General features: G+C 68.5%; 25 protein-coding genes. 9 read left to right on the plus strand and 16 right to left on the minus strand.

Annotation, left to right across the window (positions count from 1 at the left end; genetic code table 11):
- Positions 1–137: 137 nt before the first annotated feature.
- The 5 genes from ACWEH3_RS29230 to ACWEH3_RS29250 all read left to right on the plus strand — a co-directional run bounded on the left by ACWEH3_RS29230 (position 138) and on the right by ACWEH3_RS29250 (position 5,332).
- Positions 138–947, plus strand: a complete 810-nt coding sequence (locus ACWEH3_RS29230) for an LOG family protein (RefSeq protein ID WP_450022846.1) — start codon at positions 138–140, stop codon at positions 945–947.
- On the plus strand, positions 941–1,510 hold the full coding sequence (locus tag ACWEH3_RS29235) for an LOG family protein (protein ID WP_379255965.1): 570 nt from the start codon (positions 941–943) through the stop codon (positions 1,508–1,510). Before ACWEH3_RS29230 ends, ACWEH3_RS29235 begins: the two co-directional genes overlap by 7 nt.
- A gap of 4 nt (positions 1,511–1,514) precedes the next feature.
- The gene (locus ACWEH3_RS29240) at positions 1,515–3,284 is read left to right on the plus strand and encodes a long-chain-acyl-CoA synthetase (protein WP_450022843.1); all 1,770 of its coding nucleotides are present in this window, start codon (positions 1,515–1,517) and stop codon (positions 3,282–3,284) included.
- A 228-nt stretch (positions 3,285–3,512) separates the two neighbouring features.
- Entirely contained in the window at positions 3,513–4,397 is an 885-nt protein-coding gene (folP, locus tag ACWEH3_RS29245) for a dihydropteroate synthase (protein ID WP_379255963.1), read from the plus strand.
- Entirely contained in the window at positions 4,394–5,332 is a 939-nt protein-coding gene (locus ACWEH3_RS29250; RefSeq protein WP_450022841.1) for a glucosyl-3-phosphoglycerate synthase, read from the plus strand. The genes folP and ACWEH3_RS29250 overlap by 4 nt, the downstream gene beginning before the upstream one ends.
- Before the next feature lie 28 nt (positions 5,333–5,360).
- On the opposite strand, the gene ACWEH3_RS29255 is transcribed toward ACWEH3_RS29250, so the two are convergent.
- The 8 genes from ACWEH3_RS29255 to sigE form a co-directional block, all read right to left on the minus strand.
- Positions 5,361–5,696 carry a hypothetical protein gene (locus ACWEH3_RS29255; protein ID WP_450022839.1) on the minus strand — a complete coding sequence of 112 codons (336 nt, stop codon included), beginning with the start codon at positions 5,694–5,696 and terminating at the stop codon, positions 5,361–5,363.
- Positions 5,697–6,308: 612 nt separating this feature from the next.
- Positions 6,309–6,665: a hypothetical protein gene (locus tag ACWEH3_RS29260; protein WP_450022837.1), complete on the minus strand. Its 357-nt coding sequence runs from the start codon at positions 6,663–6,665 to the stop codon at positions 6,309–6,311.
- A gap of 342 nt (positions 6,666–7,007) precedes the next feature.
- Positions 7,008–7,865 (minus strand): hypothetical protein, encoded by an 858-nt coding sequence (locus tag ACWEH3_RS29265; RefSeq protein ID WP_450022835.1) that lies wholly within the window; start codon positions 7,863–7,865, stop codon positions 7,008–7,010.
- A 51-nt stretch (positions 7,866–7,916) separates the two neighbouring features.
- Entirely contained in the window at positions 7,917–8,333 is a 417-nt protein-coding gene (tatB, locus tag ACWEH3_RS29270) for a Sec-independent protein translocase protein TatB (RefSeq protein WP_067804157.1), read from the minus strand.
- Between the two features lie 123 nt (positions 8,334–8,456).
- The gene (locus ACWEH3_RS29275; protein WP_450022833.1) at positions 8,457–8,672 is read right to left on the minus strand and encodes a hypothetical protein; all 216 of its coding nucleotides are present in this window, start codon (positions 8,670–8,672) and stop codon (positions 8,457–8,459) included.
- Positions 8,673–8,785: 113 nt separating this feature from the next.
- The gene (locus tag ACWEH3_RS29280; RefSeq protein WP_450022831.1) at positions 8,786–10,324 is read right to left on the minus strand and encodes a trypsin-like peptidase domain-containing protein; all 1,539 of its coding nucleotides are present in this window, start codon (positions 10,322–10,324) and stop codon (positions 8,786–8,788) included.
- Between the two features lie 10 nt (positions 10,325–10,334).
- On the minus strand, positions 10,335–10,730 hold the full coding sequence (locus ACWEH3_RS29285) for a hypothetical protein (protein WP_450022829.1): 396 nt from the start codon (positions 10,728–10,730) through the stop codon (positions 10,335–10,337).
- 61 nt (positions 10,731–10,791) lie between these two features.
- Positions 10,792–11,451 (minus strand): RNA polymerase sigma factor SigE, encoded by a 660-nt coding sequence (gene sigE, locus ACWEH3_RS29290; protein ID WP_450022827.1) that lies wholly within the window; start codon positions 11,449–11,451, stop codon positions 10,792–10,794.
- Positions 11,452–11,739: 288 nt separating this feature from the next.
- On the opposite strand from sigE, the gene ACWEH3_RS29295 reads away from it, so the two are divergent.
- The 3 genes from ACWEH3_RS29295 to ACWEH3_RS29305 all read left to right on the plus strand — a co-directional run bounded on the left by ACWEH3_RS29295 (position 11,740) and on the right by ACWEH3_RS29305 (position 13,137).
- Positions 11,740–12,372, plus strand: coding sequence for an O-methyltransferase (locus ACWEH3_RS29295; RefSeq protein WP_450022825.1), 633 nt, complete (start codon positions 11,740–11,742; stop codon positions 12,370–12,372).
- A 76-nt stretch (positions 12,373–12,448) separates the two neighbouring features.
- Positions 12,449–12,682: a hypothetical protein gene (locus ACWEH3_RS29300; protein WP_356966616.1), complete on the plus strand. Its 234-nt coding sequence runs from the start codon at positions 12,449–12,451 to the stop codon at positions 12,680–12,682.
- A 224-nt stretch (positions 12,683–12,906) separates the two neighbouring features.
- Positions 12,907–13,137 (plus strand): hypothetical protein, encoded by a 231-nt coding sequence (locus tag ACWEH3_RS29305; protein ID WP_356966614.1) that lies wholly within the window; start codon positions 12,907–12,909, stop codon positions 13,135–13,137.
- Between the two features lie 16 nt (positions 13,138–13,153).
- Here ACWEH3_RS29305 and glgC read toward each other — a convergent pair whose 3' ends face one another.
- Entirely contained in the window at positions 13,154–14,368 is a 1,215-nt protein-coding gene (glgC, locus tag ACWEH3_RS29310; RefSeq protein ID WP_450022822.1) for a glucose-1-phosphate adenylyltransferase, read from the minus strand.
- A 137-nt stretch (positions 14,369–14,505) separates the two neighbouring features.
- Here glgC and glgA point away from each other — a divergent pair, with 137 nt between their 5' ends.
- Positions 14,506–15,660 (plus strand): glycogen synthase, encoded by a 1,155-nt coding sequence (gene glgA / locus ACWEH3_RS29315; protein WP_450022885.1) that lies wholly within the window; start codon positions 14,506–14,508, stop codon positions 15,658–15,660.
- Positions 15,661–15,669: 9 nt separating this feature from the next.
- Here glgA and ACWEH3_RS29320 read toward each other — a convergent pair whose 3' ends face one another.
- The 7 genes from ACWEH3_RS29320 to ACWEH3_RS29350 form a co-directional block, all read right to left on the minus strand.
- The gene (locus tag ACWEH3_RS29320; protein WP_452358420.1) at positions 15,670–16,545 is read right to left on the minus strand and encodes a putative RNA methyltransferase; all 876 of its coding nucleotides are present in this window, start codon (positions 16,543–16,545) and stop codon (positions 15,670–15,672) included.
- On the minus strand, positions 16,546–16,713 hold the full coding sequence (locus tag ACWEH3_RS29325; RefSeq protein ID WP_011211259.1) for a DUF3117 domain-containing protein: 168 nt from the start codon (positions 16,711–16,713) through the stop codon (positions 16,546–16,548).
- Between the two features lie 140 nt (positions 16,714–16,853).
- Positions 16,854–17,447, minus strand: coding sequence for a DNA-3-methyladenine glycosylase I (locus tag ACWEH3_RS29330; protein WP_450026698.1), 594 nt, complete (start codon positions 17,445–17,447; stop codon positions 16,854–16,856).
- A complete protein-coding gene (locus tag ACWEH3_RS29335) occupies positions 17,444–17,764 on the minus strand; it encodes a DivIVA domain-containing protein (protein WP_039800550.1) in 321 nt (106 codons plus the stop codon). The genes ACWEH3_RS29330 and ACWEH3_RS29335 overlap by 4 nt, the downstream gene beginning before the upstream one ends.
- 50 nt (positions 17,765–17,814) lie before the next feature.
- On the minus strand, positions 17,815–18,951 hold the full coding sequence (locus ACWEH3_RS29340) for an Mrp/NBP35 family ATP-binding protein (RefSeq protein ID WP_450026696.1): 1,137 nt from the start codon (positions 18,949–18,951) through the stop codon (positions 17,815–17,817).
- A 19-nt stretch (positions 18,952–18,970) separates the two neighbouring features.
- Positions 18,971–19,831, minus strand: a complete 861-nt coding sequence (locus ACWEH3_RS29345) for a lytic transglycosylase domain-containing protein (RefSeq protein WP_450026694.1) — start codon at positions 19,829–19,831, stop codon at positions 18,971–18,973.
- Positions 19,832–19,945: 114 nt separating this feature from the next.
- On the minus strand, positions 19,946–20,932 hold a 987-nt coding region (locus tag ACWEH3_RS29350; protein ID WP_450026692.1), incomplete at its 5' end, for a lytic murein transglycosylase.

Consider the following 20,932-nt stretch of genomic DNA (forward strand, 5'->3'; position numbering starts at 1 on the left):
CGCGATTCGCGCGGTGACGTGCGCCCAGGCCGCCGAGATTGCGACTGCGTCTCGCCCCGCCCGCGTCCGGCTGAACGTCGGACGACTTCTCCCGTCCAGCCCGTGAGACGCTCTTGCCGGGCGGTAGCGTGGAACGCATGTCCACCGACGCCGCGGACCGTGAGGTCGCCAACCAGCCGAAGTCGACACCGAAGTTCCGCGGGCCGATCATGTTCCGCCGCGACCGTGCCGACGGCGTCAGCACCGCCGACCGCAATTTGCTGGACAGGCGCGGCGACACGGACTGGGTGCACACCGATCCATGGCGCGTGCTGCGCATCCAGGCCGAGTTCGTCGAAGGCTTCGGCGCTCTCGCCGAGGTGCCCCGAGCGGTGACGGTCTTCGGTTCGGCGCGCACCTCCGCCGACCACCCGGAGTACCAGGCCGGACTTGCCATCGGCGCCGCGCTGGCGCGGGCGGGTTTCGCGGTGATCACCGGCGGCGGTCCCGGCGCGATGGAGGCGGCCAACCGAGGCGCCTGCGAGGCGGGCGGCTACTCCATCGGTCTCGGCATCGAGCTGCCGTTCGAGCAGAGCCTCAACGACTGGGTCGACCTGGGCATCAATTTCCGGTACTTCTTCGTCCGCAAGACGATGTTCGTGAAGTACTCGCAGGCGTTCATCTGCCTGCCCGGCGGCTTCGGCACGCTCGACGAGTTGTTCGAGGCGCTGACGCTCGTGCAGACCCACAAGATCACCCGGTTCCCGATCATCCTGTTCGGCACCAGGTATTGGTCCGGGCTGGTCGATTGGCTGCGCGATTCGCTGGGCGGGTCCGGCAAGATCTCTCCGGGCGACCTCGGACTGCTGCACGTGACCGACAGCGTCGAGGAGGTCGTGAACATCATTCAGGCGGCCGCGATAGCGGGCGGCGCCGAGGACGCGATCGGGACGGAGGATCAGTGGTGAGCGAGCGGCCTTTCGCCGTCTGTGTCTACTGTTCGGCGAGCACGACCGACCAGGACTATCTTTCGCTGGCCGCCCGGGTTGGCACCGAGATCGCCCGGCGCGGTTGGCAACTGGTGTCCGGCGGCGGTCACGTCTCGATGATGGGCGCGATCGCCACCGCGGCGCGCGCCGGCGGCGCGAACACCATCGGTGTGATCCCCAAGCACCTGGTGCACCGGGAGGTCGCCGACGTCGACGCCGACGAACTCGTCGTCACCGACACCATGCGCCAGCGCAAGCAGGTGATGGAGGACCGCGCCGACGCTTTCCTCACCCTGCCCGGCGGCATCGGCACACTCGAGGAGTTCTTCGAGACCTGGACCGGCGGCTATCTGGGACAGCACGAGAAACCCGTTGTTGTGCTGGATCCCAATGGATTCTTCCGCGGGTTGTTCTCCTGGCTGGACGAGCTGTATGAGCGGAAGTTCGTGCCCCAGACAGCGTTGTCCCGGATTACCGTGGTGACCGATCTCCCGTCCGCTTTCGCGGCATTGGAGGCGCGCCTACCCCGTGAGGAGAGCTGAAGACGTGAGCACCGATGCCCGCTCGACGGTGAGTTTGGTCGACCTCGCCAGGCATCTCCCCGCGATGGCCCTGGATGCGCCCGGCATGCTCCGCAACGCGTTGAACATGCTCGTGACGCCGGATTCCAAGTCGTCGGTCGGGCTGTATTTCCAGCGCAACGCCCACCGGCATCCGGACCGCCTGTTCCTGCGGTTCGAGGGCGCGAGCTACACCTACGGCGAGGCCAACGCGGAGGTGAACCGGTACGCGAGCGTGCTCGCGGCGCGCGGGGTGCGGCGCGGCGACGTGGTGGGCGTGCTGATGACCAACCGGCCGGAAACCCTGTTCGTCGTGCTGGCGACGGTCAAGCTCGGGGCCACCGTCGGATTGCTCAACCATCATCAGCGCGACCAGGTGCTGGCGCACAGCCTCGGCCTGCTCGACAGCGTGCTGAACGTGGTGGGGGCGGAGTGCGCCGAGGCGATCGACTCGCTGCCCGAACCGCCCGCCAACGTGCTCGCGGCCGACGAACTCCGCGACGCGGCCCGCGACGCCGACGACGGCGACCCGGCGAGCTGTGCGGAGGTCACCGCGCGCGAGCGGGCGTTCCTCATCTTCACCTCCGGCACCACCGGGCTGCCGAAGGCCAGCGTCATGACCCATCTGCGCTGGACCAAGAGCATGGGCGGACTCGGTGGCCTGGGAATCCGCCTGCGCGGCAACGACACCCTGTACTGCTGCCTGCCGCTCTACCACAACAACGCGCTCACGGTCGCGTTGTCCGCGGTCCTGGCCGCGGGCGGCACGTTCGCCCTCGGCCGGAGTTTCTCCGCGTCCCGGTTCTGGGACGAGGTCATTCGCGAACAGGCCACGGCGTTCATCTACATCGGCGAACTGTGCCGCTACCTGATCAACCAGCCGGCCGAGCCGACCGACCGGCAGCACTCGATCCGGCTCGCCGTCGGCAACGGATTGCGTCCGGAATTGTGGGACGAGTTCAAGTCCCGGTTCGGCATCGAGCGCATCGTGGAGTTCTACGGTGCGAGCGAGGCGAACATCGCCTTCGTCAACGCATTCGGCGTGGACCGGACGGCGGGTTTCGGTCCGCTGCCGTATGCCGTCGTGGAGTACGACGAGGAGACCGGGAAGGCGAAGCGCGACAGGAACGGCCGCCTGCGCAGGGTCGGCGCCGGTGGCGTCGGCCTGCTGTTGGCCAAGGTCACCGACCGCTCCCCGTTCGACGGTTACACCGACAAGGCCGCCTCCGAGGCCAAGCTGGTGCGCGACGGCTTCGAATCCGGGGACGTCTGGTTCGACACCGGCGACCTGGTGCGCGACCAGGGCTGGCACCACATCGCGTTCGTGGACCGGCTCGGCGACACGTTCCGCTGGAAGGGGGAGAACGTGGCGACCACCGAAGTGGAGGGCGCGCTGAGCAAGGCGGAGTCGATCGAGCAGGCGGTGGTCTACGGCGTCGACATCCCAGGAACCGACGGCAAGGCAGGCATGGCCGCGGTGACGCTGCATCCGGGCGCGGAATTCGACGGTGCGGCGGTGGCGAAGCTGGCCTACGACCAATTGCCGGGTTACGCCGTGCCGCTGTTCATTCGCATCGTGCACGAGCTGGAACAGACTTCGACGTTCAAGAGCCGCAAGGTGGACCTGCGCAAGCAGGGCTACGCCGACGATCCCGACAGCACGCGGTACGTGCTCGCGGGCCGCACCGAGGGATACATCCCCGCCTACGCCGATTACGCCGCCGACGTAGCCGCGGGCCGCGCCCCGAAGAGCTGACGGCGTCTCCGGAAAGAGCCTGGTGGCGGTGGTTCCCCCGCCTCCGCCGCAGGACTGCGGGCTGATCTTGTGGCACTCGACTGGTACGGTCTGAGAATTAGGAGACCACTGGTTTCGCGAGCACACGGGTTACTCGTCGGGTACGCCCATGCCCCGGCGGCACGACCTGTCCGCGATCCCTGTCTCCTGATTTGTACGGCCTGATTCGCGGAGAGGCGGGAGAGCGACATGTTCAGCTCGACCGCGGCGCCGCTTCCCACGCTGTGCGGGCGGCCGGTGGCGACGGATCGGGCGCTCGTGATGGCGATCGTGAACCGCACCCCGGACTCGTTCTACGACCGCGGCGCCACGTTCACCGATGCGGCGGCCATGGATGCCGTGGCGCGCGCGGTGGACGAGGGCGCCGATCTCGTCGACATCGGCGGGGTGAAAGCCGGGCCGGGTGATTCGGTGGACGCGGCCGAGGAGACGCGCCGGGTGGTGCCGTTCGTCGCGGCCATTCGGGCGAAGTACCCGGAGCTACTGATCAGCGTCGACACCTGGCGCGCCGATGTCGCGCTGGCGGCGGTGGGCGAGGGGGCGGATCTGATCAACGACACCTGGGCCGGCGCCGACCCCGATCTCGTTCCGGTGGCCGCCGCGCACGGTGCGGGTGTGGTGTGCAGCCATACCGGTGGCGCGGTGCCGCGCACCAGGCCGCACCGCGTCCGCTACACCGACGTGGTGGAGGAGGTCACCGAAACGGTGGTGCGGGCCGCCGAAGAAGCGCTGGCCGCGGGAGTGCGCCGGGATTCGATCCTGATCGATCCGACGCATGATTTCGGCAAAAACACTTATCACGGTCTCGAACTGTTGCGCCGAGTGGACGTTCTTGTAAAAACCGGATGGCCAGTCTTGATGGCGCTGAGCAACAAGGATTTCATCGGGGAGACTCTAGGTGTCGGTCTTTCCGAACGGCTGGAGGGCACATTGGCGGCGACAGCGTGGTCGGCGGCGGCAGGCGCCAGAGTCTTTCGTGTCCACGAAGTCGCAGCGACCCGGCGGGTCGTGGACATGATCGCCGCTATCCAGGGCATCCGGCCCCCCGCACGAACCTTGCGAGGTCTGGCATGACATTTCAACACCGTGAGCCCGCCTGGGCGACGACCAATACCTGGGACACCCCCAACTGGCGCGTGGACGAACTCGTCTCCGCGAAAGCCGGGCGCACCGTGTCGGTGGTGCTGCCCGCGCTGAACGAAGAACGGACCGTGGCCGACGTGGTGGCCAGCATCCGGCCGCTGCTCGGCACGCTGGTGGACGAGCTGATCGTGCTGGACTCCGGCTCGACCGACGCCACCGCGGAGCGGGCCCGCGCCGCGGGCGCCGAGGTGATCAGCCGCGAGCAGGCGGTTCCGGAGCTGGAGCCGGTTGCGGGCAAGGGCGAGGTGCTGTGGCGCTCGCTGGCGGTGACCAGCGGGGATCTGATCGCCTTCGTCGACTCCGACCTCATCGACCCGGATCCCGCCTTCGTGCCGAAGCTGCTCGGTCCGCTGCTCACGGTGGACGACATGCACCTGGCCAAAGCGTATTACCGCAGGCCGTTGCGGCAAGGCGGCGCGGTGGACGCGCACGGCGGCGGCCGCGTCACCGAACTGGTCGCCCGGCCCCTGCTGGCCGCGCTGCGACCGGAGCTGTCGCAGGTGTTGCAGCCGCTCGGCGGTGAGTACGCGGGCACCCGCGAACTGCTCACCTCGGTGCCGTTCGCCCCGGGCTACGGGGTGGAGATCGGGCTGTTGCTCGACACCTACGACCGGCTCGGCATGTCCGCGATCGGCCAGGTCAACCTGGGTGTGCGCACGCATCGCAACCGCCCGCTGGCCGACCTGGGGGTGATGAGCCGCCAGATACTCGGCACCGTGCTCGGTCGCAGCGGTATCCAGGACTCCGGCGCCGCGCTGACCCAGTTCCCGCTGGTCGGCGACGAGTTCACCGCGCACCGCACCGAGGTCTCCCTGCTGGACCGCCCGCCGATGAACACCCTCCGGCCCGCCTGCGCCGCGGCCTGATCCGTTCTCGCGCCGCATGCGGAGGGGGTCAGGCCCCTTCCGCATGCGGGTCGCGCATGTATCCCGCCTCGATCAGAGTCCGGAAGGCCGCGTACTTGTGGACGCACTCGGAGGGTTCACAGATCCGGTGCCGCTGCATGAGTTCGTGCGCCTCCGCCACCGTCAACGGCTCGACGGGTAGTCGCTGCGGCCTGCCGATCGGACAGACCGGGAGCGCGGGGGCGGGCAGTTGTTCCGCGATCACGTGCTCGGTGACGCCGACCCGGCGCCGCCGGTTCGCCGGTCCGTGCAGCAACCCGATGGTGGCGAGCAGGCTCGCCGCGCCGACGAGCGAGCAGAGGACGGCGATCTGGGTGGCGGTCACGGCGCATTTCTCCTCTCGGTGGGGCGGGCCGGGCAGAACGTGGCGGAGCCGAAGCGCAACGCACCGTCACCAACGTGCAGTTAATTTTCAGCAAATCAAGTGTGGGCCGAGTGAGCTCGTCGTGCAAGTGGGATTGGACGCGCCGCCGACCGGTATGTGCGGCTCTGTGGCCGGTTATTCCCGCCGCCGGGCGGTCCAACCCGCCTGATCAGCGGTGAATGGGTCCCCCTCGATGCGCTGCGTCGGGGAAGTGGAGTGCCGCCGCGCTCGGCCGGAACCTGGGCGACGAGGGAGATGGCCGTCTCGTCCGCGCGTGGAGTTCCCGTCGCTGTTCCGCGCTTTTGCCCCGACGTCAGGACGACTGCCTCGGCGTATCCGACGGCTTGTGGCCGTGGACGCAGGACCGGTCGACGCGGCTCCGAGCTCCCGGGGTCCGGGGATGATCGTTCCACTACATGTGCCGACGTGACCGCCTCGTGCGACAGCAGGGTGAGCAATTACCCGAGTTACGCGCGCTTGGAGCCGGTGCTTCGCGCATCGGGTCCGGCCGCGGCGCGTTGAGCCCGAGAAATCGGTGAACTCCCGCGGTGCCGGTCGCCGGTTAACCGAAGGCTATTGGTTGCGGCGACGATGATCCGGCAGCAGTACCTGGTTCGCCTCGTCCTCGGGCGCCGAACCCGCGGCGGCGTCGCCGGGCTCGTCGGCATCGGTGCCGGATTGCTCGCGTTCCTCGCGCCCGGGATCGACCGACTCGGAGTCGGCGGTATCCGGCGAGCCGGATTCCGGTTCACCGTCCACCGGGCCGTCCGCTTCGGGTGACGGAGCCGACTGCTCCCGCGCGAGCCGGGCCTGGAGATCGGCGACGGTCACATGAGCCTTCGACCCGCTCGGCCGCAGCAGCACACTGATGATCAGGCCGACCAGGCCCACCGCCAGGACGGCCCCGCCGATCAGCAATAGCGGATTCACGATTTCCTCCTTGCCGGACGCCTCACGCGGCCGTTTCTCGGAGAGCGGTTATCGTCCAGCTATTCAATCATCCGCGTATGAACACACTCGAGAGAGGGGTGGTGACCTGGGACACATAATGGGCGGCTGCTTTCTTGAATCGACAGAGCCGCTTTGACCAGGTGATCGGCGGAGGCAGTGGTACCCGTTCGGCGGCCCGGGCCATTTCTGCTGCTGCATTGATTGCGCGCGTTCTGCGCTCGGTCATGATGACCAGATATTTGCTGAAACTTGTTGTGTCAGTATGTCCGACGCCCCGGGCATCTCGGGGCGGATCCGCAGCGCCTTTGCCCGGGTCGCGGCTCAGCGGCGCAGACCCGTTGCGGGCGACCTGTTCTCGGGATCGTGGCGGTAGACCGGCGTGAGCAAGTCGGCCTCCAGCGGTTCGCCGGTGGCACGGTCGAAGCGACAGGCGATCAGCACGGAGAACAGGTGATTGCTCGCTCGTTCGTGCAGGGTGGCCAGCCGGGTGGCGAGCAGCCGGATCGCGCCGAGCGAGCCCGGCGGATGCATGCCATCGATCATCAGTACGCTGCCCCCCCCGTCGGGCCTGGGAAGCCTGCCCAGGTAGGCGATGTCGTGTGGTTCGGGTCCGCCCGGCCGGTAGACCCGCCGGGCCGCCCGGTCCTCGATGCCCCGGCGCGCGTCGCCCATTCTGGCTACGGCGCGGCGCAATCGTGGGTCCGCGGCGACCAACTGACGCAAGCTCGGGGACAGTTCCGGCCCGCCCAACACGATCAAGCCGTCCCGCCGCAGGTCGACCGGACGGCCCGGTAGGAAATGCTCGATCGCCACGCTGAAACCGAGTTCGCGTAGCAGCTCGGCCAATCGTTGCGGCGCCGCGGGATCCGGCGCGCCGATCACCCGCCCCGCACGCACCTCCGGGACGAGCACGGTGAGCGTGCCGTGCCCGAAGAACAGTCCTTCCGGCGCGGGTCCCTGCGTACTCACCTGGTGGATACGGGCTCGGGAAAGCCCGGCCGCCGCACCGATTCTGGCGAACGTCCAGCCTTCGGCGTGGAGCTCCCGGATCACGGCACGCCGAATCCTGGTCAGTTCGTTGATGGTCTGCTGGGCCGCCGCCACCCCGTCGGTGGCCGCCTTCAGTCGCTCGACCTTGTCCTCGATCGCGAACACGCGCGCCACGTCATCGGCCGACATGTGCGAAGTCTAGACAGCTGAACAGCTCAATGCGTCTAGTCTTCTTGACGTTCAGGTGGCGTCGGTGTCGATCGGAGGACGTTCGTTGCGCTCCAACGGCTTATCCAACTTGGGCATCGGATAGTCCGGCATCCCGCTGTTCGTGCTGTAGAGGTCCTTGGGATCGGGCAGCGCGCTGTCGAAATCCCGGAACAGCGAATCATCGCCGTTGAGAAGATGTTTGGTCACCATCGCCCGCGGCGTCATACCGCGCAGTTGGTTCAGGTCGGCCAGCGGTTTACGCAGATCCTCGAACTCCGGCCCCAACTCCTCTTTCAGCTGGGACGTGGCGCCACTCGCGTAATCGCGCACCTGCCGCAGGCTGCGCGTGGTCCAGCGCACGGCACCGGGCAAGCGCTCCGGGCCGAGAATCACGAGGGCGGCGACGAGCAGGATGACCATCTCGCTCCAGCCGATGTTGCTGAACACGTAACCAGGCTACCTGGCCCGGTCAGCGGGTCGTCCATTGATAGCCGACCGGGAAATGAACGGTGGGTGTTGTCGGGGCTTTCCAGGCCGTACAGCACCCACCGCAGGCACAAGAAAAGAAATCTATGTGGGGTAGATCACAATCTTGCCGTTGTGTATTCCGCCGTAGCAGTACTCCACGCCGTCCATCGCGACCGCGGTGTGCCCTCCACCGGGGCGGCAGTCGAACCAGTCGACGTAAGTGTCGTTCGTGGTAGCGCCGGCCGGTGCTGCGGACAGCCCCACGGTGGCGACCGCCGCCATAGTGGATCCGAGAATGGAAATGGCGAGATGACGCATCACGGCCCTCCCCGTGCTGCTCGATTTCGACAGCGTGACTCTATCCGACGCGTTTTTGCGGCGTCCAGCGAAAATAACTGGGGTTCTGCGTTATTCGTTGGCGCGGGGAACTGCTAGTCGGATTCCAGGGTCACCGGGACGTCGACTCGGCGGCCGTCGCGGATGAGCTGGACGACCACGGTCTGGCCGATCTTGCTGGACTGTTCGGCCACCGTGAACTCATCGGAGCTGGTGACCTCCCGATCGCCGACGCGCACGATGACATCGCCTTCGACGATGCCCGCCCGCGCGGCCGGGCCGTTCGGCGACACGTCGGCCACCGCGGCTCCGCTCATGACGTCATTGGCGACCGTCTTGGTGCGGAGGGACAGACCCATGGTCGGATGGTGCACGACACCGTCGTGGATCAAGGTCTGCGCGACCTCGGTCATCTTGTCCACCGGGATGGCGAAGCCGAGGCCGACCGAGCCGCCGGTCTCGCTGCGGATGGCGGTGTTGATGCCGATGACGCGGCCGTCCATGTCCACCAGAGCGCCACCGGAGTTACCCGGGTTGATCGACGCGTCGGTCTGCACGGCGTCGATCACGGCCTTCGTGTCGCTGCCCTCGCCCTCCAGTTTCACCGGGCGGTGCAAGGCGCTGACGATGCCGGAGGTGACCGTCTTGCTCAGGCCGAGCGGCGATCCGATGGCCAGCACGTCGTCGCCCACCTGCACGTTGCCGGATTTGCCGAGCTGGGCGACGGTGAGATTCTTCACATCGACCTTCAGGACGGCCAGATCGGTCTTCGGGTCGCGGCCGACGATCTGGGCGGGCACCCTGGTGCCGTCGGAGAACTGCACCTGGATCGCGGATCGGTTGGTCTTGTCCTGGGCGGCCATCGAGACGACGTGGTTGTTGGTGACGACGTAGCCGCCGCCGTCGATCACCACGCCGGAGCCGGTGGCGCCGTTCTCACCGACGGTCACGCGGATGGAGACGACCGAGGGCAGCACGGCGTTGGCGACCTGTGCGATCAGGCCGTGCGGGCGGCCGCCGTCGCCGCCCTGTTCGAGGGCCACCTTGCGGGAGGTGAGCGTCGAGGCGGTCTCCGCGGTCAGGCGGCCGACCAGCCCGCCGAGCAGGCCGATGACGAGTGCGACGAGCGCGAGCATGGCCAGCGCCTTGGGCGCGACTCGGGAGCCGAACAGCACTTCGCGGGCGCTGAGCTTCCCGGCCTGCGGCAGCGCCTGCGGTTTGGGTGTGGGCACCGCGGGGGCTCCGAGGCGCGCGACCGCCTCGGGGTCGCGCCATGGATCGGCCGGTCCCGAGGCGGGAGCCTGGCCACCGGCCGCGTCGGGATCGCGCTGCAGGAGTTCGCTGGAGCCTTCTGGACGGCCGAAAGCCTCGGCCAGCACCGCGTCGGGCGGACGGTTCTGCAGTTCGGGACCGGATTGCGGCGCCGCGCCCGCCTGACGACGTGGCAGCGGCTCGGCGAACGAACCGGACAGGCCGGAAGGTCTGCGGAAGGCCCGCGCCGTGTGCGTGTCGACATGGGGCCGGTAGACCGGGCGCGGACCGAGCACGGGTGCGTCCGGTGGACGGAGATTCCCGCGGTTGGCCGCCGAATCCGAGGTGTCGGCCGATCCGGAATTCGTCGATTCGGTGGTCACTCGGGAAACTCTACTTGCGCCACCACGTGGTCCACCGGGTCGCGGTGAACGAATCGGTCAGAAACCCGAAAACCGCTTCGTTACGCCCGGACTGACCGGAGGTCGAGGGCGTCCGGCCACTGGACGCGCCGCCCGGCAACTCCGCGAGGGGAATCCTGGTCAGGCTGTCGTGCAGCCCGGTCGGAATCGCGACCTGGCCTGCATGCCGCAGTGCGATGCGCGCCTGTTGCTGGGCATCGACCTCTGCCGCGCATTCTGGACACAGCGAGAGATGCTGAGCGGCACGCAGGTAGGCGTTCATCCGCAACTCACCGTCCACGTACGCCGCGATCGCCTCGCTCGCCAGATGCTCGGTGGGGCGAAAACGGGGCGGACGACGACCGGACGTGCTGAAGTCGCCACTCATTCGGTGCTCACCCTTCCAACCGACATCGACCGATGTTCGGGCGATGCCGGCTTCCGACGAATCACCCTATGTTCGCGTCAGCGGCGAACCGCTGCTCACTTCCATTATGCGCAAGGTAGTCGCGCAGGGCTTGGCGTCCACGGTGGATCCGACTGCGCACAGTGCCCAGTTTCACGCCGAGCGTGGCGCCGATCTCCTCGTAGGACAGCCCCTCGACATCGCACAGGACCACGGCCGCGCGGAACTCCGGCGCGAGCGAATCCAGGGCCGTTTGCAGGTCGGGATCCAGCCGGGCATCGTGGTAGGCCTGTTCCGGCCCCGGGCCCTCGGCGGGCACCCGGTCGTAGTCCTCGGGCAGCGCTTCCATCCTGATCCGGTTGCGGCGGCGCACCATGTCCAGGAACAGGTTGGTGGTGATGCGGTGCAGCCATCCCTCGAAGGTGCCCGGTTGGTAATTCGACAGCGAACGGAACACCCGGATGAACGTCTCCTGGGTGAGATCCTCCGCGTCCTGTGCGTCACCGGAGAGTCGGTAGGCCAGGCGATAGACCCGGTCCGCGTGCTCGCGGACGAGTTCGTCCCAGGTGGGCATCGCCGTCCGGTCACCGGTGGCATCGAAGGCAGCAGTCCCGGTCAGCTCGACCGCGTCCTCGGCGGACTCGGCCTCGACCGGCAGGATCTGCTCGGGCAGGGTGGCGTATTCGCGCGCCGCATCGACCATGTGGATGGGGCTACCTCCTACTAGGGACCGCAAACGTCGGGAACTCGCTCGGGGCCGGGTCTACGGTCCGTCACGTACGGATACAACCGACAACCGGTATGTCGTTGTTCCCGCGTCCCGTGTTAAGGCACGGTCGGTGGTCTTGCGTTGCCCATACTCTTTCTGGTCCTGATATGGCCGGGTTATGGAGATGCTGAGGGTCACCTGAGAAAACCGGCGGCGGAAATGGCGGGCGGCGCGTGTTGTCCGGAACGCCGAGATCACCCGCCCGGCGTTAGCCTCATACCCGTGGCATCGAATCTGGAGCGGAATCTCGCCTATGTGGAGGAATCCGTCGTGGAAGACGAAATCCTCGTCAGCGCGCGGGAACGGGCCGCCGAACTCGGCGCGATACCCGTGCCGCCCTCGGTGGGTGCGCTGCTGAGCATGTATGCGCAGTTGCTCGGTGCGCGCGCGGTGGTCGAGGTCGGCACCGGCGCGGGCATCAGCGGTCTGTGGCTGCTCGACGGCATGCGCGAGGACGGCACGCTCACCACCATCGATTCGGAGCCGGAACATCAGCGCGCGGCCAAGGAGGCGTTCCGCGCCGCCGACATCCCGCCAGCGCGCACCCGCCTGATCAACGGGCGGGCGCTGGACGTGCTGCCCCGGCTGGCCGACGGCGCCTACGACCTGGTCTTCATCGACGCCGCGCCGCTGGAACACCCGGAGTACGTCGCTCAGGCCGTGCGGCTGCTGCGCAACGGCGGCGCCATCCTGCTGCACAACGCGCTGCTGGGCGGGCGCGTACCCGATCCGGCGCAACGTGATCCGGCCACACAGGCGGTGCGCGCCGCCACCCGCGCCATCGCGGAGAATCCGGAACTCACCTGTGTGCTGATTCCGGTCGGCGACGGATTGCTTTGCGCCTCACGCGGTTAGCGATTCGCGTGACAGTCTGATTCCACCCCGGAATCCGGGGTATGCGCTGAGAAAGAACTCAGTGAGGAAAACAGTTATGCGTGAACTAACACCCCTCGAAGTAGCGGCCATGGGGGAAGTCGTGACCGAACGGCGCACGAGTTGGTTGCGGCCGACGATGATGGCCCTGCTGCTCGTGATTCTGGGAGCGGTGCTGGTGATGGTGGTGGTGAGCAACACCGATTTCGACACCGGCCCGGCGAAAACCACGCCGACGCCCGGTCCCTGTGAGCCGTTCTGCACCCAGAACGTCGCCCCGCCGGCCCCGTAATCCCGCCGTCGACCGCGCGCGTAATCCGGCCGAATACGTCTGCTGCCGAAGTTTTTCCGGAATCGCTGGCCGCCGTGCCGTTTCTCATCGCAATCGCACCACCCGGCGGCGTGCGCGAAACAGCCACCGAACGAGCACGGTTCGGCGCATGATGCCGCGAAAGACCGAAGATCCCCGATACTGGTGGAAGTCATGTTCCGAGTGGATCCGGAGGCGGGTGCGGCATGGTGATGATGATGTTTCTCTGGGACGAGGACGAGCGTCGTCCGAAGCCGATTCATTGGGGCCGGACCATGATCGCTTTCGCCGCGGTGCTGTTGTTCGCCGTGCTGGTGGTCTATTTGGTGAGTACCGCCGATTTCGGTGGCGCCTCGAAATCCACCGTGCCACGCACCCCGGGCCCTTGCGCGCCGTTCTGCATCAATTCGCCCGCGCCCGAGCCGGGCGCGCCCTAGCCCGGTCCAGGCGGTACTACACCCAGACGCCCTTGCCGACCGTGACGACACCGCCGTTGCTCACGGCGAAGCGGCTGCGGTCGCGCGCCAGGTCCACCCCGATGATCTCGCCCTCGCCGACGACGACGTTCTTGTCCAGAATGGCGCGCCGCACCACCGCGCCGCGCCCGATCCGCACGCCGGGCATGAGCACGCACCCCTCGACGGTGGCGCCGTCGTCGACCATGACGTTGCCGCTGAGCACCGAATTGCGGACGGTGGCGGCCGACAGGATGCTGCCCGCGCCCACGATGCATTCCTGCGCCAGCCCGCCCTGGGCGAACTTGGCGGGAGGAAGGTTCTCCGCCGCCCCGCGGATCGGCCAGTGACGGTTGTAGAGATTGAACACCGGATGCACCGAGACCAGGTCCATGTGCGCGTCGTAGAACGCGTCGATGGTCCCGACATCGCGCCAGTAGCCGCGGTCGCGGTCGGTGGCGCCCGGCACGTCGTTGTCGGCGAAGTCGTAGACACCGGCCTGCCCCGCCGCGACGAGGGCCGGGATGATGTCGCCGCCCATGTCGTGGTCGGAGTCGGAGTTGTCCGCGTCCGCCCGGATCGAGTCCACCAGCACCTTGGTGGTGAAGACGTAGTTGCCCATGGACGCGAACGTGACGTTCGGGTCGTCCGGGGTGCCGGGCGGATGCGCGGGCTTCTCCAGGAACTGCGTGATGCGGCCGGACTCGTCGCTGTCGATGCAGCCGAACGCGCTCGCCTGGCTGCGCGGCACCCGGATGCCGGCCACGGTCACGCCGGCGCCGGAATCGATGTGATGGCGCACCATCTGCTCCGGGTCCATCCGGTAGACGTGATCGGCGCCGAAAACCGCGATGTATTCCGGGTCCTCGTCGTAGATCAGGTTCAGCGATTGCAGGATCGCGTCCGCGCTGCCGGTGTACCAGCGCGGTCCCAGCCGCTGCTGCGCGGGCACGGGGGTGATGTACTCGCCCGCGAAACCGGACAACCGCCAGGTCTGCGAGATGTGCCGGTCGAGCGAATGCGACTTGTACTGGGTGAGCACGCACAGCCGCAGGAAACCCGCGTTGACCAGATTGCTGAGTACGAAATCGATGAGACGGTAGGCGCCGCCGAACGGGACGGCGGGCTTGGCGCGGTCGGCCGTGAGTGGAAAGAGTCGCTTGCCCTCACCACCGGCGAGCACGATTCCGAGTACGTGCGGCTGGCTCCTCACACCTGCCAAACTACCGGGTGGAGCGCCCGTGAGTGGCCGCCGCGGACGCGAACGTTTAGTTTGGATCGGTGAGTTTCGGCACGAGTGGCGGACGTTCGCCGGTGGATTCCGGCGAACGGGACCGGCTTCGCGTCGCGATGCTGACCCGCGAGTATCCGCCCGAGGTGTACGGCGGGGCCGGGGTGCACGTCACGCAGTTGACGGCGCATTTGCGTCAACTGTGCGAGGTGACCGTGCATTGCATGGGTATCGACCGCGCCGATGCCGTGGTCCACCAACCGGATCCGTCGCTCTACGCCGCCAACGCCGCGCTGCAGATGATGTCCGCCCAGTTGCGGATGGCCGACGCGGTGGGCGATGTGGACGTGGTGCACTCGCATACCTGGTACAGCGGCTTGGCCGGTCATCTGGCCGCGGCCCTCTACGGCATCCCGCACGTGCTGACCGCCCATTCCCTGGAGCCGCGCAGGCCGTGGAAGGCCGAGCAGCTCGGCGGCGGCTACCGGCTCTCGTCCTGGTCGGAGCGCAACGCCGTCGAGCACGCCGACGCCGTCATCGCGGTGAGCGAGGGCATGCGCCACGACGTGCTCGACGCCTACCCCGCGGTGGACCCGGACCGTGTGCACGTGGTGCACAACGGCATCGACGGGGCGGTCTGGCATCCCGGCCCCCCGGCGGACGACGAGCCGTCGGTGCTCGCCGAACTCGGCGTGCGGGCCGACCTTCCCCTCGTCGCCTTCGTCGGCCGCATCACGCGCCAGAAGGGCGTCGGCCACCTGCTGGCCGCCGCCCGCGACTTCGACCCCGACATCCAACTCGTGCTGTGCGCGGGCGCGCCGGACACGCCGGAGCTGGCGCAGGAGGTCGCCGCGGCGGTCCAGGAGCTGCGACAGCGGCGCGGTGGGGTGTTCTGGGTGCGCGAGATGCTGCCGACCGAGCGGATCCGGCAGATTCTCGCCGCGGCGGCCCTGTTCGTGTGCCCGTCGGTGTACGAGCCGCTGGGCATCGTCAATCTGGAGGCGATGGCCTGCGCGACCGCGGTGGTCGCCTCCGACGTGGGCGGCATCCCCGAGGTGGTCGACGACCGCAACGGCCGACTGGTGCACTACGACGCGGGCGCCGCCGAGGACTACGAGCACGGACTCGCCGCCGCCGTGAACGAAGTGGCCGGTGATCCGGAGCTGTCCGCCCGGCTGGGCGTCGCGGGGCGTGAGCGCGCGATCTCCGAATTCGACTGGTCACGCATCGCGGCGCGCACGGTCGCGGTCTACGACGAGGTCAGGAAAGGCTGAGCCGGGCGATCACGCCGCCCGGCGGTAGGTGCCGACGACGACCGACGCGGTGACCTCGACGGTCTCCGGCAACCGCGCGAGACGCTCCGCTCCGGCGGCCTTGTGATGCGCGGACGGACCCATGCCGACCACGTGTTCGACATCGGTTCTGGCGAGCGTCATCGGATACTCGATCAATGTCCGGTCCACGGGTTCGAGATGCCCCGTCATCGCGGCGTCGAGCCTGCTGTTCTTGTCGGGGTCGACCCGCACCATGTCCAGCCGCTCGATCAGTTCGCCCAAATGGCGCTCGGTGGGTGTGGCGACAACGAAGCGACCGTCCTCGGTGAGCACCCTGGCGATCTCGCCGGGATTGCGCGGAGCGAAGACGGAGAGTACGCAGGCCAGCGCGCCGTCGCGGATCGGTAACCCGCGCCACGCGTCGGCCAGCACCGCCGCGGCGCGCGGGTGCGCGCGGGCGCACCGCCGGACGGCGGGTTTGGCCACGTCCAGCCCGATGCCGACAGCCGGGGGAGCGGCGTCGAGTGCCCGAGCGAGGTAGTAGCCGGTGCCCGCGCCGACCTCCAGCACCGGACCGTCCGTCCGGCGCGCCGTGGCGGCGCGCGCCACAGCGTCGGCGATCGGCCTGAAGTGGCCCTCGCTCTGGAAGGCGGCGCGGGCGTCGAGCATGGCCGCCGTGTCCCCGGTCATCTTGGTCGACGCGCCGGTCAGCAGGCTGACGTAACCCTGCCTGGCGACGTCGAAACTGTGGCCGCGACCGCAGCGCAGTGCTCGATCCCGCGGTTCGAGCGCGAGCGACGCGGCGTCCCGGTGCGCCCGCAGGCATTCCGGGCAGGCCAAGACGTCGGCCGCGTCGGCGAGGGCCGAGTGCTCAGCCGCGGCCACTCAGCTCGTGACGCTCTTCAGTTCGTCACCGAGCGCCGCTGCTTCGTCCGGCGTGAGCTCGACGACCAGACGCCCGCCACCCTCGAGTGGAACCCGCATTACGATTCCACGCCCTTCTTTGGTTGCCTCGAGGGGACCGTCCCCGGTACGGGGCTTCATGGCCGCCATCCTCTGCTCCCTCCAGATCTGCGCGGTCCTTGCGCACTTTCTTGGAACTCCAGTTGTCACCAACCAGCGAGCTCGCCGGCGTTTGGCGAGCTACACCCGTCCCATTCTTCCCTATCGCCGATAGGGACGGATAGCTGAGTTCAAAAAGTGACCGGTCGGCCCGTCTCGGGCCGGGCGCTGCCCACCCAGCAGTCGGCCACATGATCATCGACCATTCCGGTCGCCTGCATCAGGGCGTACGCCGTGGTCGGTCCGACGAACCGGAATCCGCGCCGTTTCAATTCTTTTGCCATGGCGGTGGATTCGGGCGTGGTGGCGGGCACCTCGGCGCCGGAGCGCGGGCGCGGGCGCGGCAGCGGGGCGAACGACCAGAGCAACTCGTCCAAGCCGACGTCGAGGTCACGCGCGACGCGTGCGTTGGCGATGGCCGCGTCGATCTTGAGGCGGTTGCGGACGATGCCCGCGTCGGCCATCAGCCGGGCGACGTCGGCGTCACCGAACTCCGCGACTCGCGCGATCGAGAAATCGGCGAACGCCGCGCGGAAGGCCGGGCGTTTGCGGAGGATGGTCAGCCAGGACAACCCGGATTGGAACGCCTCCAAGCAGAGCCGCTCGAACAAGGCGTCGTCGCCGTGCAGGGGCTTGCCCCACTCGTAGTCGTGATAGTCCCGGTAGAGCTGGGAATCCAGCGGCCACGCGCAGCGGATCAGTCCGTCGTCGGCGAGGGCGCTCATTTCGACTCCGGCGCGATCGGCGTCTGCCATCGCGCGGCCTGCGCCTCGGCCAGCTGGTGCTGGAGCTCATCGATCCGCGCGGCCAGCCGGGCCAGCGCCCAATCCACCTCTCCGGCTTTGTAGCCGCGCACCACCTGCTGGAATCGCAACGCGCGCACGTCCGCCCCGGTGATCCCTTCCACCGGCAGCACGGTGGCCGTCGTACCCTCCGGCAGCGGCCCGAGTTCCTCCGCACGCCCGAACACCGCACTGGCCAGTAGGAACAGCACCGCGGCGACCAAGCCGACGATCAGCACGTACAACAGCATGGTGAGCATGGGACCGAGCTTATTCGCGAGCACCGACAGGCGGGCTCAGGCGTGCCCCCCTACAAATGCCGGGTGGTGTCGATGCCGAGGGACATGCCCGCGAGGCCGCGGCGGCGGACGGCGAGCTTGTCGGCGACCTCCAGCAGGGCCTTGGCGGCCGGGTTGTCCGGATCGCGCAGCACGATCGGAGTGCCTTCGTCGCCCGCTTCGCGCAGCGCCTGTTCGATGGGGATCTGACCGAGCAGCGGCACGGTCGCACCGACGGCGCGGGTGAGCCGGTCGGCGACGGCCTGGCCGCCGCCGGAGCCGTACAGGTCCATCCGGGTGCCGTCGGGCAGGTCCAGCCAGGACATGTTCTCCACCACGCCCGCGATGCGCTGCCGGGTCTGCAACGCGATCGCGCCCGCCCGCTCGGCCACCTCCGCGGCGGCGGGCTGCGGGGTGGTGACGACCAGGATCTCGGCGTTCGGGATCAGCTGTGCGATGGAGATCGCGACGTCGCCGGTGCCCGGCGGCAGATCCAGCAAAAGGATGTCGAGGTCGCCCCAGAACACGTCGGCGAGGAACTGCTGCAACGCCCGGTGCAGCATCGGGCCGCGCCAGACCACGGGGGTGTTTCCCTGGGTGAACTGCGCGATCGAGATCATCTTCACGTCGTGCGCGACCGGCGGCATGATCATCCGCTCCACCTGCGTCGGCCTGGCGTCGGTGCCGAGCATGCGCGGGATGGAATGACCGTAGATGTCCGCGTCCAGCACGCCGACCGACAGGCCGCGCGCGGCCATGGCCGCGGCGAGGTTCACCGTCACGCTGGACTTGCCGACGCCGCCCTTTCCGGAGGCGACGGCGTAGACGCGGGTCAGCGAGCCGGGCTGGGCGAAGGGGATGACCGGATCGGCGGAGTCGCCGCGCAGCTGCTTGCGCAGTGCGGTGCGCTGCTCGTCGTCCATCACGTCGAGGTCGACGCTGACGGCGCCCACACCAGGCACGTCGGCGATGGCCTTGCTCACCCGCTGCGTGATCTCGGTGCGCAGGGGGCAGCCCGCCGTCGTCAGATAGATCTCCACGTGGACATCGCTATCGGCGCCGATGACGACGCTTTTCACCATGCCCAGCTCGGTGATCGGCTTGCGGATCTCCGGGTCGTCGACCTTCGCGAGGGCACCCCGCACATCCGATTCCGTAACCACTGGCATGGCCGAAATTTTAGGCGTGTCAAATTTTGGGCAGGTCCCCGGCCCGGGGTGCGACCCCCGTGCTGTAGGAGGTCTCCCATGCCATGACGTTCGCGACGTACGCCATGGAGTGGTTGTAACGCAGGATCGCCTTGGACTGTTGCGCCAGGTCGCGCATGTTCAGGCCGCCGTCGCAGAGGTACCTCCCCGCCGTGAGCGCGGCGTCGAAGAGGTTCTGCGGATCGGCGATGCCGTCGCCGTTGCCGTCGGCCCCGTAGCGCTTCCAGGTGTCGGGCAGGAACTGCATCGGGCCGATCGCGCGGTCGTAGCTGTCCAAGCCGTCCAGCGCGCCGCCGTCGGAATCCCGGACGACGTGGTTGCCGTTGAGCGAACCGTCCAGCACGGGGCCGTAGACGGGGCTGAGCGGGTTGCCGTCGGCGTCGGCTTTGCCGCCGTACGCGTGGGTGGACTCGACCCGGCCGATACCGGCCAGCAGCGACCACGGCATGCCGCACACCGGGTTCTCGGCGGCCAGGACCCGTTCCGCGTTCTGATAGGCGGCGACGGCGATGCCGGGGACGCCCAGCGGCCCGGCCTGCATGGCGGCGGCCTGCCGACCACTGGGCAGCGCAACGGTTTTCACCACGGGTGTCGCTGTGGGCGCGGCCTTGGCCATTGCGTGAGCGAGGAATTCGGTCCCGGCCACGGGCTCGACCACCGATTGCGCGGCGCCCTGAACGTCCTGGCCTTCCGGCGTATGTACGGCGGTCGCGAGAGGCGCTGCCTCGCCTACCTCGGAGGCGGCCGTGACGGATACGAGCCCTGCGGGAACCAATCCGGTCAACGCGATGACGGAACTCCGTCGAACGGTGGCAGGCGGTTGTTTTCGATGACGCCCCACGGTGTGGTGACCCTCCCATGGCTCGCTGTGAGCCCGTTGTTATGGAACCAAGAGGAAGGGTACCGCATCCGAGATCTGTTTGTTACTGCTTCGTGATCTGATGTCAGGTTTGAATCACTGCTGGGGCGCGGGTGGCGCGGGAAGGGGGATGACGATGCCGAACGGCAGGGTGATTCCGGGCGGCGGCGTGGGTGTGGGTTCGGCGGCGGTCGCCGATTCGGGTTCCGGTGCGGGTGGTGTGGTGGTGGCGGGTTCGGGTTCGGATTCGGATTCGGCGCGAGACTCGTTGTCGCGGGCGGGTAGGTCACCCGGGATGGGGGCGGGTTCGGCGGTGGCGAGCGTGGTGTCCGGCTGTCCGCATCCGGCGGCGAGCTGGTCCTGTGTGCCGGGTTGTCCTGCGGGGGCGGGTTGTCCCGCTACGCCGGGTTGTCCCGCTGTAGCGGCCTCCGCGGGTTTGTCCGCCCCGGCGGGACCGGTGGAACCCGGGTTGCGCGGCTCGGTCGGTGTGGCGCCGTAAGGCTGCTGCGGTGCGAGCGGTACGCGGGCGGTCCCGGGTAGGTCCGGGAACGGCATCGGAGCGGGAACCGATTGCCCGACACAGGGATTCACCGGCGCTGGAGCCGGGCAGAAGATCCCGCACGGGATCGGCGGCAGACCTGGGAGCGTGATCATCACCTGCGTCGGCTGCGGCCGCGGCCGGGGCGCCCGATACTGTCCGGCCGGATCGGTGGTCGGGGTGGTGGTGCGCACCGCGGTCATGTCCGTGCCCGGTCCCACCGGCGGCAACGACCCCGGCGCCACCAGATCCGGCGACACCCGCACCTGCGTCGGCGAACCACCCGACCGATACGCCCGAGCCCAGCTCAACACATTCGCCGCATACGCCATCGAGTTGTTGTACCGCAACACCGCCCGCAACTCCTGCGCCGGATCCCGCAGATCCAAACCCCCCGAACACAAATACTTCCCCGCCGCCAACGCCGCATCGAACACATTGTGCGGATCGGCCACCCCGTCCCCGTTACCATCCGCCGCATACACCCCCCACGTCCCCGGCAAGAACTGCATCGGACCCACCGCCCGCGCATACCCCCCCTCCGC

The sequence above is a fragment of the Nocardia sp. NPDC004718 genome (genome assembly GCF_053601535.1).